The sequence below is a fragment of the Thiothrix nivea DSM 5205 genome, assembly GCF_000260135.1.
GTDB lineage: Bacteria > Pseudomonadota > Gammaproteobacteria > Thiotrichales > Thiotrichaceae > Thiothrix > Thiothrix nivea.
Genome location: NZ_JH651384.1, coordinates 3,693 through 20,583, shown reverse-complemented (window position 1 = coordinate 20,583; position 16,891 = coordinate 3,693). Strand labels below are relative to the sequence as shown.

Annotated in this window: 18 protein-coding genes and 1 pseudogene; 6 read left to right on the top strand and 13 right to left on the bottom strand. The window is 54.2% G+C overall.

The genetic code is table 11. The features are described 5' to 3' along the window. Positions 1-72 precede the first annotated feature (72 nt). Complete coding sequence (locus tag THINI_RS00460; RefSeq protein WP_002706661.1) at positions 73-831, bottom strand: alpha/beta fold hydrolase; 759 nt, start codon at positions 829-831, stop codon at positions 73-75. Between the two features lie 17 nt (positions 832-848). Continuing rightward, positions 849-1,925 (bottom strand): hypothetical protein, encoded by a 1,077-nt coding sequence (locus tag THINI_RS00455; RefSeq protein ID WP_002706660.1) that lies wholly within the window; start codon positions 1,923-1,925, stop codon positions 849-851. A gap of 175 nt (positions 1,926-2,100) precedes the next feature. On the opposite strand from THINI_RS00455, the gene plsY reads away from it, so the two are divergent. Together plsY and THINI_RS00445 are read left to right on the top strand one after the other, a co-directional pair. Continuing rightward, a complete protein-coding gene (plsY, locus tag THINI_RS00450; protein ID WP_002706659.1) occupies positions 2,101-2,706 on the top strand; it encodes a glycerol-3-phosphate 1-O-acyltransferase PlsY in 606 nt (201 codons plus the stop codon). Positions 2,707-2,745: 39 nt separating this feature from the next. After that, a complete protein-coding gene (locus THINI_RS00445) occupies positions 2,746-3,633 on the top strand; it encodes an NAD(P)-dependent oxidoreductase (protein WP_002706658.1) in 888 nt (295 codons plus the stop codon). Here the strand turns inward: THINI_RS00445 and THINI_RS00440 are convergent. The 8 genes from THINI_RS00440 to THINI_RS24855 form a co-directional block, all read right to left on the bottom strand. Continuing rightward, the gene (locus THINI_RS00440) at positions 3,623-4,120 is read right to left on the bottom strand and encodes an LPS-assembly lipoprotein LptE (RefSeq protein ID WP_002706657.1); all 498 of its coding nucleotides are present in this window, start codon (positions 4,118-4,120) and stop codon (positions 3,623-3,625) included. The genes THINI_RS00445 and THINI_RS00440 overlap by 11 nt on opposite strands. After that, on the bottom strand, positions 4,120-6,717 hold the full coding sequence (gene leuS, locus THINI_RS00435; RefSeq protein WP_002706656.1) for a leucine--tRNA ligase: 2,598 nt from the start codon (positions 6,715-6,717) through the stop codon (positions 4,120-4,122). Before leuS ends, THINI_RS00440 begins: the two co-directional genes overlap by 1 nt. Positions 6,718-6,812: 95 nt before the next feature. Continuing rightward, on the bottom strand, positions 6,813-7,421 hold the full coding sequence (locus tag THINI_RS00430) for a hypothetical protein (RefSeq protein ID WP_154724311.1): 609 nt from the start codon (positions 7,419-7,421) through the stop codon (positions 6,813-6,815). 7 nt (positions 7,422-7,428) lie between these two features. Then, a complete protein-coding gene (locus THINI_RS00425; RefSeq protein WP_081485941.1) occupies positions 7,429-8,472 on the bottom strand; it encodes an IS701 family transposase in 1,044 nt (347 codons plus the stop codon). A 367-nt stretch (positions 8,473-8,839) separates the two neighbouring features. Further along, on the bottom strand, positions 8,840-9,127 hold the full coding sequence (locus tag THINI_RS24860; protein ID WP_154724310.1) for a hypothetical protein: 288 nt from the start codon (positions 9,125-9,127) through the stop codon (positions 8,840-8,842). Between the two features lie 248 nt (positions 9,128-9,375). After that, positions 9,376-9,603, bottom strand: coding sequence for a BrnA antitoxin family protein (locus tag THINI_RS00420; protein ID WP_002706651.1), 228 nt, complete (start codon positions 9,601-9,603; stop codon positions 9,376-9,378). Further along, positions 9,600-9,887, bottom strand: coding sequence for a BrnT family toxin (locus THINI_RS00415; RefSeq protein ID WP_002706649.1), 288 nt, complete (start codon positions 9,885-9,887; stop codon positions 9,600-9,602). Before THINI_RS00415 ends, THINI_RS00420 begins: the two co-directional genes overlap by 4 nt. 87 nt (positions 9,888-9,974) lie before the next feature. Further along, the gene (locus THINI_RS24855; protein WP_154724309.1) at positions 9,975-10,466 is read right to left on the bottom strand and encodes a hypothetical protein; all 492 of its coding nucleotides are present in this window, start codon (positions 10,464-10,466) and stop codon (positions 9,975-9,977) included. A gap of 92 nt (positions 10,467-10,558) precedes the next feature. Here THINI_RS24855 and THINI_RS00410 point away from each other — a divergent pair, with 92 nt between their 5' ends. The 4 genes and pseudogenes from THINI_RS00410 (at position 10,559) to tnpC (ending at position 14,626) form a co-directional block, all read left to right on the top strand. Next, the gene (locus THINI_RS00410; protein ID WP_002706646.1) at positions 10,559-11,590 is read left to right on the top strand and encodes an IS110 family RNA-guided transposase; all 1,032 of its coding nucleotides are present in this window, start codon (positions 10,559-10,561) and stop codon (positions 11,588-11,590) included. A gap of 665 nt (positions 11,591-12,255) precedes the next feature. After that, positions 12,256-12,603 carry an IS66 family insertion sequence element accessory protein TnpA gene (gene tnpA / locus THINI_RS25525; RefSeq protein WP_002706643.1) on the top strand — a complete coding sequence of 116 codons (348 nt, stop codon included), beginning with the start codon at positions 12,256-12,258 and terminating at the stop codon, positions 12,601-12,603. Then, on the top strand, positions 12,603-12,983 hold the full coding sequence (tnpB, locus tag THINI_RS25520) for an IS66 family insertion sequence element accessory protein TnpB (protein ID WP_002706636.1): 381 nt from the start codon (positions 12,603-12,605) through the stop codon (positions 12,981-12,983). The genes tnpA and tnpB overlap by 1 nt, the downstream gene beginning before the upstream one ends. A 22-nt stretch (positions 12,984-13,005) precedes the next feature. After that, positions 13,006-14,626 (top strand): annotated as a pseudogene (gene tnpC, locus THINI_RS00395) (IS66 family transposase). A gap of 652 nt (positions 14,627-15,278) precedes the next feature. On the opposite strand, the gene THINI_RS00385 reads toward tnpC, so the two are convergent. The 3 genes from THINI_RS00385 to THINI_RS24845 form a co-directional block, all read right to left on the bottom strand. Further along, complete coding sequence (locus THINI_RS00385) at positions 15,279-15,563, bottom strand: hypothetical protein (protein ID WP_002706634.1); 285 nt, start codon at positions 15,561-15,563, stop codon at positions 15,279-15,281. Then, on the bottom strand, positions 15,550-15,837 hold the full coding sequence (locus tag THINI_RS00380) for a BrnT family toxin (RefSeq protein WP_002706632.1): 288 nt from the start codon (positions 15,835-15,837) through the stop codon (positions 15,550-15,552). Before THINI_RS00380 ends, THINI_RS00385 begins: the two co-directional genes overlap by 14 nt. Positions 15,838-16,206: 369 nt before the next feature. Further along, positions 16,207-16,404, bottom strand: a complete 198-nt coding sequence (locus THINI_RS24845) for a hypothetical protein (RefSeq protein ID WP_154724307.1) — start codon at positions 16,402-16,404, stop codon at positions 16,207-16,209. Positions 16,405-16,891 lie beyond the last annotated feature (487 nt).

Below are 16,891 nucleotides of genomic sequence, written 5' to 3'. Positions count from 1 at the left end.
CTAGGCTCCAGATTTAAGGGTTGCTAAAAAGGCGGCGATTATACACTGATGGCATAAGCCAGCACAACCTCATCAGAATGTTTTCAGAAATGCTCCAACATGCCCCATGAAAATCGCCGGGTGAGTCACGAAAGGCACATGTGCTGCGCTATTGATCAGTGCGATATGCCCATACCCCATACCGGGCAGCGCGTCAGCCAACGACACCGGAATCAGCTTGTCGAGCTTCCCCAGCATCCACAGGCTGGGCTGTTTGACTGGCATCTGCGAAAAATCGGCAGTACGTAAGATGTTGAGGCCATCTTCCAGCGCGCTGATACTGGCAGGCTGTTCCATGATGGTTTCCCGCAGGACGTTGACCATACGGCTATCGGTTTTGGTATTGAGAAATTGCAGGGCGAAAAAGCGCCGTACCGTTCCCATATAGTCAACTTGCAGGTTATTGCCGAAAGTGGCGAGCAACTCAGGGCTAACACCGTGCTGCCAGCCGCCTTCCGCCACGAATTTGGGGGTGCTGGCAATCATGGCCAGACCGGCAACCTTGTCCGGCAGGGCATGCGCCAGACCTTGCGCAATCAGGCCGCCCAGCGACCAGCCCATCATGATCGCGTCTTGCGGAATGTGACCGGCAAGTTGGTCGATGGCGGTTTCCAGCAAGCCAAGCGGCAAATGGCTGTTGTTGCCGTGCCCCGGCAGGTCGATGCAGGTGACCCGGGCAAGCTTTTCCAGCTCGGACAGGACAGGCCCCCACACGCGGCTGTTCATTCCCCAGCCATGCAGAAGCACCAGCGGCCTGCCTTTGCCAACAGTATGTGAATAAAGGTGCTGCAATCAATACTCCCCTTCTGTTACTTCCATTCCCAAGGCATCATGGCCCGCATCCCCTTCATGGTCGGGGCAACCTGCCTGCTCATATGGTTCACATCCTGCCCCATGTAGGCCACGTTCTGGTTCATCTGCTGCGTGCTGTCGTGTAGCCCCTGCACGTTTTGCGTCATGTTGGCCATGTCCTGACTCATGGTTTTCATGTCCGCCGCCATCGGCTGCATACTACCGACGGATTGTGACATGTCGCCGGTGTAGGCGGTGATCTGATCCATATTGGTGGACATGCCCTGCATGGTTCCCTTGATGGCCTTCATGTCACCACTCATTGACCCCATCGCATCTTCCATGACGTTGACGATGTGCACCATATAGAACACGGCCAGCCCAGCCAGCACCATGCCGGGCAAGGCCAGCCAGCGGACACGCCGGTAGTTGCGCTCGTGGTGTTCGCGCTCGGCCTTGATCAGGGTTTCATGCTCGCGCTGTTCCTGGCGCATCTCTTCCTGCATCAGCTTCAAATGGCCGGTCAGCGAATGGAGCATTTTTTCCTGGCTTTGGTCACGCGCCTGACTACTGTTCTGCATTTCTTGGTTCATGTCGCGCATCCGCTGTGCCAACGCTTCCAGCATGGAGTCGTGGTGTGAATCGCGCTCCTGGTTATCAAGCTGGATCTGCTCGAACGCGCTGCGCAGCCCTTGCAGGATGCTTTCACGCTGCTCTTCCTGGAGGGCGAAGCGCTTGCTGATGTTTTCCAGCAGTTCCTGGGTAATGGTGTTTTGCGCGTGCTCACGCTGGGTCATGGTTTCCAGGATGTGTTCGCGCTGTTCGTCATAAGCCGAGAATCGCGCACGGATGCTGTTGAGCAATTCCTCGGTAACTTGATGCTGTACTTGCTCGCGATTCTGGATGTTTTGCTGGATACGCCCGAAGGTTGCTTCAATGTCATGCGCCAGCTGCTGCATAATTTTCTGCTGCTGCCGGGTGTGCTTACTGGTTTCTTCCTGAATCTGTTCCAGCGCTGCGTCAAGCCCGTGATCAGTGTTCATGTGTACTTCTGCCGCCGGTTTTGCCGCCGCTTTTGGTTTTGTTTCAGTCATTTGGTTCCCCGCCCAAGTCTTGTATCGTTGATGGCGGCGTACTGTAGCACAGATAGGCTGGCTCGCCATCAGGCCATACTCAGGGCTGACACTGGCAAACTGTATGTCAACGGACTGTGCTTCTCTGCTAGCATTACGGTTTTACAATAATCGACCTTTGACCACGGATAACGCCATGCCATACTTGCTGATTGTGCTTGCCTACCTGCTCGGCTCCATTTCCACTGCCATCATCACCTGCAAGCTGATGGGGCTGCCCGACCCGCGCACCATAGGCTCCAACAACCCCGGTGCGACCAATGTATTGCGGCATGGCGGCAAGAAGGCGGCAGCTATCACCCTGGTGGGGGATTTGCTCAAGGGGCTGATCCCTGTGCTGGTCGGCAGGCTGTTTGACCTGAACTATAACTGGTTGATCCTGATTGGCATCGCAGCCTTTCTGGGGCATCTTTACCCGCTTTACTACCGCTTCAAGGGGGGCAAGGGCGTCGCAACGGCGATCGGCGTGTTCCTAGGCGTCAATGTCTATGCGGGTTTGGCGTTTGTGGCGACTTGGCTGCTAATGGCGAAAGGCTTCAAGATTTCCTCGCTTGCTGCATTAATTGCCACTGCGCTTTCACCCCTGTATTTCTGGTTCATCACACAACATATCTGGCCTACCTTGGGGGTACTATTCATGGCAGTGCTGATTTTCTGGCGGCATCAGTCCAACATCCGCAACCTGCTGTCCGGGAAGGAGGACAGGATTCAGTCAAAGGAGGGGGCTGATCCATCCCAGTAATTCCGGACATCTCAAGAAGTAGCAAAACAAGGCAAGCTTATGCAAACCACTAAACCCACCATCGGCTGGATCGGCCCTGGCATCATGGGCAACCCCATGTGCAAAAACCTGTTGCAAGCCGGTTTCCCACTGGCTGTTTACGCTCGCCGCCCCGAATCCGCGCAGGAACTCACCGACCTTGGAGCCGCCTTCTACGCCAGCCCTGCGGAACTCGCCGCCAACGCCGACATCGTGATCTCGATGGTTTCCGACACGCCGGATGTGGAAGCCGTACTCTTGGGTGAAAACGGCGTAATCGAAGGCGCAAAACCCGGCCTGCTGGTGATCGACATGAGTACCATTTCCCCAGTCACCACCCGTGAAATCGCGGCGAAACTGGCAGAAAAAGGCATCTGCTTCCTCGATGCCCCCGTCTCCGGCGGCGATGTCGGCGCAATTGCCGGAACCCTCACCATCATGGTTGGCGGCAGCGCAGACGATCTGGAATATGCCCGCCCTGCCCTCGAAACCATGGGCAAAACCATCACCCACATCGGCGGCCACGGCGCAGGCCAATTGACCAAAGCCTGCAACCAGTTAATTGCAGCGCAGACCATTGTGGCTGTTACCGAAGCACTGGAAATGGCCAAAGCAGCGGGCGTAGACCCTGCCAAGGTACGGGCAGCCTTATTGGGCGGTTTCGCTTATTCGCGGGTATTGGAACTGCACGGGCAACGGATTCTGGATGAAAACTACCAGCCCGGCTTCATGGCCAAACTGCACAACAAGGACATGCACATCGTCACTGATACGATTGCGTCATTCGGCTTGAACATGCCGGGCACGCACCGTGCCGCCGACTACATGCAGGCGTTGGTGGATCAGGGGGATGGGGATCTGGATTCGTCAGCGCTGGCGAAAATCGTTCAGCAACGGATCAAGGCTTAACTGCCTGCAAACGCAGCAGGATCAACCGCACAGCTTCCCGGCGCAAGTCTTCCTTGATCACGGCTTCTTCCTCCGCCGTGCCAAGCACGTATTTGCCGTCGTATACCTGAGAACGTTCTGCATTCACGGAACGCTCCACCCCTTCCGCCATGCCACGAGCCTTGACCCTGAAATTGACGTTGACGAAGTGGTTGAACTCGCGCACCTGCCGGGTAGAGGAATAACCGGATACCGAACGGCTTTCATCCAGTTTGAGGATAGTGAGGGTGGTTGCTGCGGCTTGCTCATCCTGCTTGATCTCGGCTCCGGCGTCCTCCAACCCGTCACGCAAGGCAATACCGAAATCACTGCGCGGGTCGATGCCTGCCAGATAAACGCCTTGGCTTAACACCGCAGGCAACGGCTTTTCGCCGCGCAGGTGAAAGGGTTCGCCGCCGCAGGCAGTCAGCCAGACCAGCACGTTGAGGATGAGCAGCAGCTTTTTCATCAGTTTGCCACGATATTGACCAGACGCCCCTTGACGACGATGACTTTTTGTACGTTCACGCCATCAAGGAATTTCTGTACGTTTTCGTTTGCCAGTGCTAACGCCTTGGTGTCGTCCTCACTGGCGGTTGCGCTGACTTGTACCTTGCCGCGCACCTTGCCGTTGACCTGCACGATCAGTTCCAACGTGTTTTGTACCAGGGCACTTTCGTCCACTTCTGGCCAAAGGGTATCAATAATGGCGTCTTCGTCATGTCCCAATGCCTGCCACAGCGCGTGGCAGATGTGCGGGGTAATGGGAGCCAGCATCAGCACTGCCATTTCCAGCGCCTCCTGCCGCACTGCACGTCCTTGGGTGCTTTCGTCCGCAAAACGGGCGATGTCGTTGAGCAGCTCCATGTTGGCGGCGACTGCGGTGTTGAAGGTATGGCGGCGCGCCATGTCATCACCAACTTTCTGCACAGTCTGGTGAACCTTGCGGCGTAATGCTTGTTGGGCGTCGTCCAGTTTACCGGCCTCCATAGTTTCGGTAACGCCTGAAGAAACGTGGTCAAATACTTGTTTCCACAAACGGCGCAGAAAACGTTGCGCGCCTTCCACACCAGAATCTGACCATTCCATGCTCTGGTCTGGCGGGGCGGCGAACATGGAGAACAGCCGCAGGGTATCCGCGCCATAACGCTCGATCATTTCCTGTGGGTCGACGCCGTTGTTCTTGGATTTGGACATTTTGGTGACGCCCCCCGGAATCACCGGTTGGCCGTCCGCCAGCAGGGTTGCGCCGGTCACGCGACCCTTGTCATCACGCTCCACACTCACCGCAGTCGGCTGGAACCATTCCTGGCCGCCCGCCGGTTTCTCACGGTAGAAGGTTTCGGCCAGTACCATGCCCTGGGTCAGCAGGTTGGTGAAAGGCTCATCCGAATCCACCAGCCCGTTGTCGCGCATCAGCTTGTGAAAGAAACGCGAATACAGTAGGTGCAGGATGGCGTGTTCGATCCCGCCAATATACTGGTCAACCGGCAACCAGTAGTTGGCCGCCTGTGGGTTCAGCATCCCCTCGCTGTAATTCGGGCAGGTATAACGGGCATAGTACCAAGATGACTCGAAAAATGTGTCGAAAGTATCTGTTTCGCGGGTGGCCGGCTTGCCACAAGTTGGGCAAGTCGTCTGGTAGAACTCCGGCATCTTTTTGATCGGGGAACCACCGGTTTCGTCGAACGCCACATCTTCCGGCAATACCACTGGCAAATCCTGCTCTGGAACCGGCACTGCGCCACAGTCATCGCAGTAAATAACCGGGATCGGGCAGCCCCAGTAACGCTGGCGGGATACGCCCCAGTCACGCAGGCGGAAATTCACCCGGCGGCGGCCTTTGCCCTTTTCTGTCAACCAGTTGGCGATGGCTTCAAATGCTTCAACGGAAGTCAGACCGGTAAAGTCACCGGAATTGACCAGTACACCTTTGTCGGTGAAAGCAGCGGCAGTCAGGTCAATATCGCTGCCATCTGCTGGGGCAATGACCTGAATGACGGGCAAGCCGTAAACCTGGGCAAATTCCCAGTCGCGCTGGTCATGCGCAGGCACAGCCATCACCGCGCCGGAGCCGTAAGACATTAGCACGAAATTGGCCACCATCACCGGCACGGTATCACCTGTAACTGGATGAATAGCCATTTCGCCGGTCGCCATGCCTTTCTTTTCCATGGTCGCCATGTCGGCTTCGGCCACCTTAACCTGCTTGCATTCGTCGATGAAAGCCGCCAGTTCCGGGTTGTTTTGCGCCGCTTTCAGCGCCAACGGATGCTGTGCGGCGACCGCCACGTAGGTCACACCCATCAGGGTATCGGGGCGGGTGGTGAAAACCGTCAGCTTGCTGTCGGAACCGGCTAGGCCGAATTCGAGTTCCACACCTTCGGAACGCCCTATCCAGTTTTCCTGCATGGTGCGGACTTGTTGCGGCCAGCCTGGCAGTTTGCCAATCTCTTCCAGCAATTCATCAGCATAGGCGGTAATCCTCAGAAACCACTGGTCAATTTCACGCTGCTCGATCAGTGCGCCAGAACGCCAGCCACGCCCGTCGATCACCTGCTCGTTGGCCAGCACTGTCTGGTCGACCGGATCCCAGTTGACGGTAGACTTTTTGCGGTACACCAGCCCTTTTTCGTACAACTGGGTGAAAAACCACTGTTCCCAGCGGTAATACTCAGGTTTGCAGGTAGCGATTTCACGTGACCAGTCAATACCCAAGCCCATGGATTTGAGTTGGCCGCGCATGTAGTCGATGTTCTTGTAAGTCCACGCCGCCGGAGCCGTGTTGTTCTTGATGGCAGCATTTTCGGCAGGCAGGCCGAATGCATCCCAACCCATCGGTTGCAGCACATTCTTGCCGCGCATCCGCTGGAAGCGGGCTATGACGTCACCGATGGTGTAATTGCGCACATGCCCCATGTGCAGGACGCCGCTAGGGTACGGGAACATGGAAAGGCAGTAATACTTTTCCTTGTCCGGATCCTCGGTCACTTCAAAAGTACGGTTTTGTTCCCAGAATTGCTGGACTTCGGTTTCCAGCGACTTGTGGTGGTACTGTTCCTGCATGGCACTCACGGGCTTACTGATTGATTATCAAAGGAGCGAAGCATACAAAGCCTGCTGGCAGATTACCAGCAGATTGCTCAGTAAATGGGTGATTATCACTGACGTGTCGGGCAATTATCCGTGCAGAACTGGTAAGGCTTGACCGTGCCGCCGCAACTGGCGTAGCACTGGCGGTATTGTCCGTCACATTTGCAATCCTGGGAGCAACTCAGGTTGCGGATGCGGGCGGTTTCGCTTTCCAGGGTCGGGCGGGAGGGTGGCGAGCCGGGGCTGCGCGGTTCATACAGCCAGGAACTGTGCAGGCGGGAGGGATGGCGCACGCAGCTTGCCGAATCCTTGCCATCACGGTCGCAAGCAAACCGGTTCAGGTCGGCAAGCACTTCGCGCTGGCGCACTTCCATTTCGTAAAAGCGCAGGTCGGATTCGTAGCGTTCCATGTCATTTTGCCAGACATTCAGTTTGCTGTCGTAGTCTTTCAACTGGCCGGGTAAAGCCAGCTTTGCCTGTTGCCCGGCCTGCACGCCACATTGGGCGTATTGCTGGCTGCATTGCTGGTTACAGGCTTGCGTTTGCGTCTGGCAGCGGTTGAGGCAGGCCAGACCTGCGGTGCTGGTAGGCGGGGTGAGTTCGTAGCGGGTTTCATATTGCGGGGCGCAGGCAGACAAGAAAACCAGCCCAACCCACCGGAACAACCACTTACTCATATAGGACTTACGCATTGACGGCGGCCTGAAATTGTGGGTTGAGGTGCTGCTTGCCTTGCATGAAGCGGCTGACAAAAGCAGCCACAGCATCCGTGTACAAGTCGCGTTGCCATTGGTAGGCGTTGCTGATGATGTCAACAAACTGCATCTGTTGCAGGTGGACATAGCTGCACAAGGCGGCAAAGATATGGTTACGTATCGGGACGTTGCCGCGTACCTGGAATTTCTCGATATGGCAGACCTGCTTGATCATGCGGTGGTATTGCTCAATCTGCCAATGCTGGTCATGCAGGGTCTGGAAATCCGCTTGCTGGAAGGTGTCATAGGCGTCAGCATTCGGGAGGAAAACCACGTAATGGCGCAGTTGGTCTTTTAACTGCGTCCGAAACAGCTTTACCTCGCCAAATTCGCGTAACCAGACCCTCAGCCCGTCAGCAGGGATGTCCAGTTTCTGTACCTGCACCCATGACCCCTTTTCGGTGGATACCCGGCGGTTGCTTTCCACAGCGAACAGGAACCCCATGCGGTGGTTTCTTACCGTTTTGAGGTTGCCCACACAGGAATACCAGCTATCCCCGGTCATGAAGGCGGGTTGCAGCCCCCATGCCAACACGTCCTCCAGCATGTCGAGGAAATAATCATTCTTGGTCTTGCCCTCTGCCTTGTCATACACCCGGTAGTTGACCGGCAGGCTGCGCCCTTGCGGGTCACTGTAATACAACGTGATCAGGTTCAGCCCCTTGACCACCCGGTGGTGCTTGCCTGACCAGAAGTGTCCAACCAGCTCCATATGCTGGCTGTAGGGTTTGTCCAGCGTACTGTCATCCACATTCAATGTCCCGCCCACCAGGTTCAGCAGCCGCGATGCTTCGTTGAACAGGTCTTTTGGCTCATAGGCTTCCCGCAACAGGAAGCGGTTTACACTGTCATGCGAGATGCCCATCACTTCCGACAGGCGGGTGCAGGTGCTTGATTTCGGTTCACTCATCAGAAACCCCATGTACATTGGCAGGGTGCAATTGGCTGTCGGTGGGCGTTTGGGCCTTCTTATCATTGGCTTTTATGTCGCGTGAAAAACTTATTCCTGACACAGACAGGGCTGCTTCGTCAATGCGTAAGTCCTAGAGTATGACAATCTCGTAATCCCGCTCTCGCCCATTGATCGGCCTAGCATTCCATATCCTGAAAGCCTCGAAAGATCGGCGAACCACCAGTTCTTGATCTCTATTCACAGGCTGGCACAACCTATCATGAAAGCCCTGAAAGATCGGGAACCACCCATTCTTGATCTTTGATCAGGGTGGCACGGCAAATCGTGGAAGCCCTGAAAGATTGGTCAACCACCAATTCTTTATCTTTCTCTGGGCTGTCTCCGCATTATCGTGAAAGCCCTGAAAGATTGGGCAGCCACCAATTCTTTATCTTTCGTTGGGTTGGCGCGGCACATTCTGGAATACTCTGAAATATTCGGCAGCCACCAGTTCTTTATCTTTGATCGGATTGGCTCGGCATATCGTGAAAGCCATGAAAGATCGGCCAACCGCCAATTCTTTATCTTTGATCAGGCTGGCACGGCGCATTGCCAAAACCCTTAAAGATCGCTCAACTACCAATTCTTTATCTCTGGTCTGGCTAGCACGGCGAATCCTTGAAGCCCTGAAAGATCGGGAAAGCACCAAGTTTTTTATCTTTGATTGAATCGGCACGGCACATTATCGAACCCTGAAAGATTGGGCAACCACCAGTTCTTAATCTTTGATTGGGGCTTGGAAAAATATTTTCCGCGCACCAGCGCGACTACGAATTCTTTATCTTTTTGCTCGCCTAATCAGTTGAAAACTATCGGCTCACGAAAAGCCAACGTCTCAATTGACGGGCGCGGCGGGGAGTAAGCTGTTAAAAATCGCGGGCTGTCACCGCGTCCGTCGTCGAGCAACTTGTTGGCTCTTAATTTTTAAGCCTGATTTGACATCCACGAAATATCAACTTTGCGGTGTTGTCGGACACAATCACGCAGATAAAGGTTGATCAGGCTTTGATAAGGAACGCCCGACTCTTCAGCCATGTCTTTGAAATAATCAACGACATCTTCACCTAAGCGTATAGTGACTGATTTCTTTAATTTTGAAGCGTAGGGGTTTTTACGGGGTTTCATTTTTGACAAATCATATTCTGCTTTCATAACGCGCTACCTTTGTAAAGCTTACGCTCATTCTTAGTGGCTTTGCGGGCGGAGATGATTCTGATGGTTTGACCAGCATCACGCTCACAATGACAAACGAGCAATATTTTGGATTCGCAGCTCAAGCCAAGCATTAAAAAACGATCTTCATCATCAGAATGATCATCATCGTAAAATTGAACAGCAAACTCATCATAGAAAACTGACCGCGCCTCCTCAAAGGAGATGCCATGCTTTTTCAGGTTGGCTGCTGATTTTTTAGTATCCCACTCGAACTGCATCATAGTTACATTGTATGTACATCATGCAGATTGTCAAGATGGATTCGCGGTAGGGCAGTTCCCGCGCATCAGTGCGGCGCACCAATTGTTTTATTTTTTGGGTGTATACCCTGATTTATCCATGCACACTTTAAATAAGTCATCACGTAAAGACTCATTTAAGTCTTTCTCTATAGTTTGAGGTGGTGGATTGTATCCTGAGTTATTCTTATTTGTTGTGCAATTTGCATAACTACCCGCACCATAACATGATGTGGATGTTGTAGAACTTTGAGGATTTTTCATCATATAGCCTAATACAGCTAAGCTATTATCTTGTGTTTGAATTTTAGGAGGAGCTTTTTCATAAGCTTCAACTTTACATTTAGATATATCACCTTCAGATGCAACCATTGATGGATTATCTTTTTTTACGTATGTAGTCACGCAGCCTGATACGATTGTCGCCATTGAAATGATAAATAAATTCTTAAGCATAATTAAACCTTTTAAGTTTGTTAGTGGATGATGGTTATAGAAGAAGCCAACGTCTGAATTGACGGGCGGCGCGGGGAGTAGAAAGTAAGGATCGCGGGCTGTCACGCCGTCCGTCGTCGAATGATGGAATGGTCTCCACAGCCCCAGCACGGCATCATAGTGCCACTGTTAAACGCTGAAAACCATGGAGACCAAGCATGAAAAATACCATTATCACCATCGACCTTGCCACTTCTGTTTTCGAGTTGGCGATTGCCACCCCACAATACCGCATCACCCAGCGGCGGCGGCTTGACCGCGACGCTTTCCGTCAGTTTATCCATGAACAAGAGCCAGCCCTGCTGGTGATGGAAGCCTGCGGCAGTGCCCACCATTGGGGCAGGTTATTCCGTGAATGGGGACACGAAGCCCTGTTGCTGCCCGCACAATATGTCCGCCCCTACCGCCGCCGCAACAAGACCGACCGTACCGATTGCGAAGCCCTGCTGGAAGCGTACCGCTGTGAAGGGATCAAGCCGGTGGCCATCAAAAGCATCGGGCAGCAGGAACTGCAACAGATGCACCGCTTGCGTGAACAATGGAAACGCACCAAGGTGGCACGGATGAATTTCCTGCGCGGCGTGTTCCGCGAACAGGGCATCCCGTTGCCTGCCAGTGACCGCGAAGCCTTGCGGGAAGCCAACCTTCATGTGGGGCAGTTGTCCTCACTCACCTTGTACATGCTGCGCCCGTTGATGCAGGAACTGGAAACGCTGGAAACCCATATGGCAGGACTGGAACAGCAGCTCATCCATGCCACCCGCCAGAATGAAACGGTTGCCAACCTGCAAACCATCCCCGGCATTGGGTTGCTGACCAGCACTGCCCTGGTCGCGGCGGTCGGCAAAGCCGAACAGTTCCAGTCCGCCCGCCAATTTGCCTCATGGCTGGGGATCACCCCACGCGAAAGCAGCAGTGGCAACCGCCGTTTCCTGGGCAGCATCACCAAACAAGGCAACACCTACTTGCGTACCTTGCTGGTCCACGGGGCGCGGTCGGCTTTGGTGGCTGCCAAGCGGCAGGCGAAATCCGGCAAACCCCTTGGCCGCTTGCAGGAATGGGCGGTCAAACTGGAGCAGCGCAGCGGGCATAACAAAACCGCTGTCGCACTGGCCAACAAACTGGCGCGGACCGTGTGGGCGTGCTGGAAAAGCGGCAAACCTTACCAAGCGGGGTATTGCCCAGCCTGATACCCCGTTTTCCTCTCCCTGACCTTGCGTTGACGACAGTACGTTCATGGTTTGACAGGTTAAACCAGTAGCAGGAAAAGCCGGTAACGAGAGTGGCGCAATCCAAGCCCGGTCGAACGATAGGCACCTGCTACGCGGTTTCCATGATGGCTCTGGGGCAATGCGCCCCGCGTAAAGAAGCCGGATATACGAATGCAGTTTGGTCTGTTCAATGCCTGTCCCTAAGCAAAACCGTCACCCGCAATACAGAGGAAAGACACATGACGAAGACAACAGCCCGCCAGCAGGATGCCTTACACACCGGCATTGTCAAGGAGCTTCCCTGCGGGACTCCTCCTTGACAATACCGGCGTTTCAGGCAAAGAAATCAGCATAGGCTGTTGCACCAAAAGGCACAGGAACTGCGCCTTGAGGGTTTTTATTGGATCTTTGCCGGAAAGGGTTGACTGTGGAGACCATATATGACTTGTTATCCTATTATTTTGTTTTGGGTTATTTGGAAACGCTACCGCCCTTGGCTGTCGAATCTATAGCCACCCCACAAGCCAATAGTTTGGCCTTATCGTAGGGATTAAGCGTAAGCGCTTCTAAATCCCCCTCCTTTCAGCGCCCCACGTAATCCCGGACACTCAGCCCATCAGCAACAGATTGCATGGGAGAACACGATGAATCCAGGTCAAGATGGGCGTCTGGCGTACTGGCAAGCCCAGCTCCAACGCTTCCAGTCCTCCGGCCTTTCCGGAGTCCAGTATTGTGAACAGGAACAGTTGAGTTACCACGGCTTTGTCTACTGGCGGCGCAAATTATGCGGTACGGCGGGCAAGCCGCCCGGGGATGGCAAACGCCCGGTATTGCCAGAGCCTTCCGGTTTCGTGACTGTCCGCCCGGCGCAGCCGGGGACAGACGCCCGGACGGGCGATGGCCTGGAGCTGTCCCTGCCGAATGGCCTGGTGATCAGGAATATCCACCCCGGCAATGTGGCCTTGCTGCGCCGGTTGCTGGGGCAGTTGTAATGGCCCGTTATTTCCGCCCCGCCGGGGAGATGCCGGACATTTACCTTTACCGCCCGCCCATTGATTTCCGCAAGGCCGCCCAGGGGCTGGCGGCGATCGTGGCGCAGGAATTGGGCCACGACCCGTTTGCCGGGGCGCTGTACGCCTTCACCAACCGCCAGCGCACGAAAATCAAATGCCTGTATTGGGAAGACAATGGCTTTGTGCTGTATTACAAAGCCCTGGCGGAAGAGAAGTTCCATTGGCCGCAAACGGGGGATGGCGGGGTGATGGCGCTGACGGCCCAGCAGATCAACTGGCTGCTGGACGGTTATGACATCAGCCTGCTCAAAGGGCATAAAAGTTGTGCTACGGGGCGCTGTTTTAGCGACTTATCCTGATGATTTTGTTATCATTTAACCCATGGATTTAGCACCGCCGCCAGCCCCCAAAACCACATCCCATAGCGACCTGGACGCTGCCCGCCTGCGCCAGTTGCTGGCGCAGCAAGAGGCGGAATTTGCCGCCGTCCTGAAACAGCGTGACCACCATATCCAGCTCCTGGAAGAAATGCTGCGCCTGGCCAAAATACAGCGGTTTAGCGCCCAGTCTGAAAAGCTCCCCTTCCAGATTGACCTGTTTGATGAAGCCGAGTTGGCAACCGCGCTGGAGGACATCGCCGGACGACTGCCGGAGGCGGAACCCGCCAGGCCCCGCCCCAGCCAACGCCAGCGCGGCTTCCCGCCCGGGCTGAAGCGCCAACGGGTGGAGCTGTTGTTGGGTGATGCGGAAAAGCCGGGGCGACCCGCACGTTTTCACCAAGGTCAAGGAAGAGCTGGACTACATCCCGGCGCAACTGGTGGTGCTGGAATACTGGCAGGAAAAGCCGTGTTTGCCGCCGGGGCCAGCCAGGATCCCGCCCCGGCAACGGCAGATGGCGGGCCAACGCTGGTCGCCGCCGCCCGTCCGCCCCATCCGTTGGGCAAATGCCATGCCAGCCTCAACCTGCTGACGCAGGTCATCATCGCCAAATACGCCGATGGCCTGCCCCTGTACCGCCTGGAGGGCATTTTCAAACGCCACGGCGCGGAACTCAGCCGCAGCAGCATGGCCCACTGGATCATCCGTCTGGAGGACAGCTTCAAACCCCTGCTCAACCTGCTGCGCGAAACCCAGAACAGCGGCGCTTACCTGCAAGGCGATGAAACCCGCATCCAGGTGCTGAAGGAGGACGGCAAAACCGCCCAGGCCGACAAATGGATGTGGGTGGTGCGGGGCGGCCCGCCGAACCAGGTGGCGGTCTTGTTTGAATACGACCCCAGCCGGGCGGGAGCGTCCCGAACGCCTACTGATGGACTTCCACGGCATTTTCCAGGCCGACGGCTATTCCGGTTACGCCGCCGTGTGCCGCAACAACGCCATCACCCGCATTGGCTGCTGGGACCATGCCCGCCGCAAGTTCGTGGAGGCCGTCAAGGCGGCGGGCGGCAAACAGGCCCGTGGCAAACCCACCCTGGCGGATATTGCCCTGGGCATGATCCGCAGGCTCTACCGCATCGAGGACAACATCAAGGGCCTGGACACGGCGGAGAAATACCGCCTGCGCCAGCAGTTGAGCGTGCCCCTGCTCAACGAACTGAAAACCTGGCTGGAAACGCAGGTCGGCAAGGTGATGAAAGGCGGCCTCACCCGCAAGGCGATGGAATACTGCCTCAACCAGTGGGAATACCTGAGTGGCTACTGCCAACGCGGCGACCTGCATATCAGCAATGTGCTGGCGGAGAACGCCATCCGCCCCTTTGCCGTGGGCCGCAAAGCCTGGCTGTTTGCCGACACCCCGCATGGCGCGCGCGCCAGCGCCGCCTGTTATTCCCTGATTGAAACCGCCAAGGCCAACGGCCTCGAACCGTATGCCTATATCCGCTATCTGCTGGAGCATATCGCCCAGGCCGACACCCTGGAAAAATGGGAGGCCCTCCTGCCATGGAATGTGCCGCTGGAGAAATGTGCGAAAAAAGTCCCTTTTTTTGACAAGGGCAAGTAGGGCGATTTAACGGCGCTTACAGTGTACTCACTTCTTGCTGTGTCCGGAGGTGCTGGGCCGGATCAATTTTTGTGGGTTGGCACGGCGAACGTGGCACGGCCTGTCAGAGCATCAGCGAACGGGGAGGCCAATTTTTGGCAAATGAACAGAACCCATTTTGTTGTAGCGAAGTGCAACCGTTCTATTTTTAGGCTGTCAGTCTGGCACGATCTATCACGCATCAGCGCACGATTTTTGTGGGCTGGCACGGCGAACGCGGCACGGCCTGTCAGAGCATCAGCGAACGGGGAGGCCAATTTTTGGTAAATGAATAGAACCACTTTTGTTGTAGCGAAGTGCAACCGTTCTATTTTTAGCCTGTCAGTCTGGCACGATCTGTCACGCATCAGCGCACGATTTTTTTGGGCTGGCACGGCGAACGTGGCACGGCCTGTCAGAGCATCAGCGAACGGGGAGGCCAATTCTTCGGCTCTGGAATCTGGCACTTTATTTCCCGCGTTAGCGCATGATGAAAACATCTTTATTCGGTCTTTAAATCTTGTGATGCGGCTTTGTTTTTAACGCGGCCAACGTCTGAATTGACGGGCGCGGCGGGGAGTAGAAATTAAGAATCGCGGGCTGTCACCGCGTCCGTCGTCGAATAAATTGTTGGCTATTTATTTGCCGTAACATCGTAAAGAGTGCCTGAAGCATATTTGTGTAGAATGCTTGATAACAGTGTTTGGTAAGGCATACCCTCTGTTAAGGCTCTTCTTTGAAGAACAGCCAGATCACGACTTGATATTCTTATATTTATTCTTTTATCCTTTTTTGATGCGTGAACCGCAGATTTTTTAATAGACTCCCGACGAGAGGAGGTCATATCTGACCGAAACTCATCAGCATCGAAAGCGTCCAAGATGTTCTGTTCTTCTGTGTCTAATTTATATTCTTTCATCTTTATCTCCAAGGTAATGCTTGGTTGCTTTTCTACTTGGGATGATTGTCTTTAAGAATATTTCTTCATCATTCTCAACGTATGGAACCAAGTAGGCATATTCATCAATGGCTACAACGAATATCCGTTGATGGGAAAATTTTTCTTTGTTGGGATGAGCCATGTCATCTAGCAAACCTCCTGATTGTAGAGAAAATATCACATCTTCAAACGAAATATCCCGCTCTTCGATCAGTGTCTGATTTTTGGTCGGATTCCAGTTGATAGGCTTCATATCGGTAACGGTAGCATATGTGTGTGCCTATTGTCTTCAAATTTATATTTTTCAATTGGTTTGTGCGGAGGGAAATCTATCTTGAAATACGCCAACGCGTCGAAGTTGAGTGGCGCGTTTGTGGCTGCGAAGTGACTCCCGGGGGGAGTCGCTCGCGGGCGCAAATGCGTCCACTCGAACGGGTTGATAGCCAGAGCGCGGAGCGCGGCGGTTATCAAACCGGGCGAGCGAAGCTCAACTCCGACGCGATAGCGCAGGACCGCGCGAGCGGTTCTGCGCTATCGTCATGTGTGACGGGCGCGGCGGGGAGTAAATTGTTCGGAGTCGCGGGCTGTCACCGCGTCCGTCGTCGACATAATTGTTAGCCAATTATTTGAAACTATTAAAATTATCTTCTATTTTGTGCATTGGGTTGGCGTCTCGAATCGTTAAAGCCCTGAAAAATTGGGTGACACCAATTCTTGGCTTGTTGGGTTTGGCACGGCGCATTGTCAGACTCATGAACCATTGGGCTATCACCAATTCTTGATCTTTTGTTGGGTTGGCACGGTAAATTGTTAAAACCATGAATGATTAGGCATCCACCAATTCTTGATCTTTTATTGAATTAGAACGAAGGATTGTTAAGACCCTGAAAATTAAATAGCCGCTGATATAAATATATACTCTCCGCTTGTGATTATTAATTTATTTTCTACTTGGTTCATATTCTTTATATTGGGGTAGTTTACCTTCAATATCTTCCCAATTTGCTTTTGAGCCTATAAAATATGCCCTATTGGTTTCTCGATAATGTCAGTCTCTAATGTACCTAAGCGAATTCTAATATTTTTTGGGGCTAAGGTATTTTTGCTAAAAATTGGTGAGCGTAAGCGCTTCTAAATCCCCCTCCTTTCAGCGCCCCACGTAATCCCGGACACTCAGCCCATCAGCAACAGATTGCATGGGAGAACACGATGAATCCAGGTCAAGATGGGCGTCTGGCGTACTGGCAAGCCCAGCTCCAACGCTTCCAGTCCTCCGGCCTTTCCGGAGTCCAGTATTGTGAACAGGA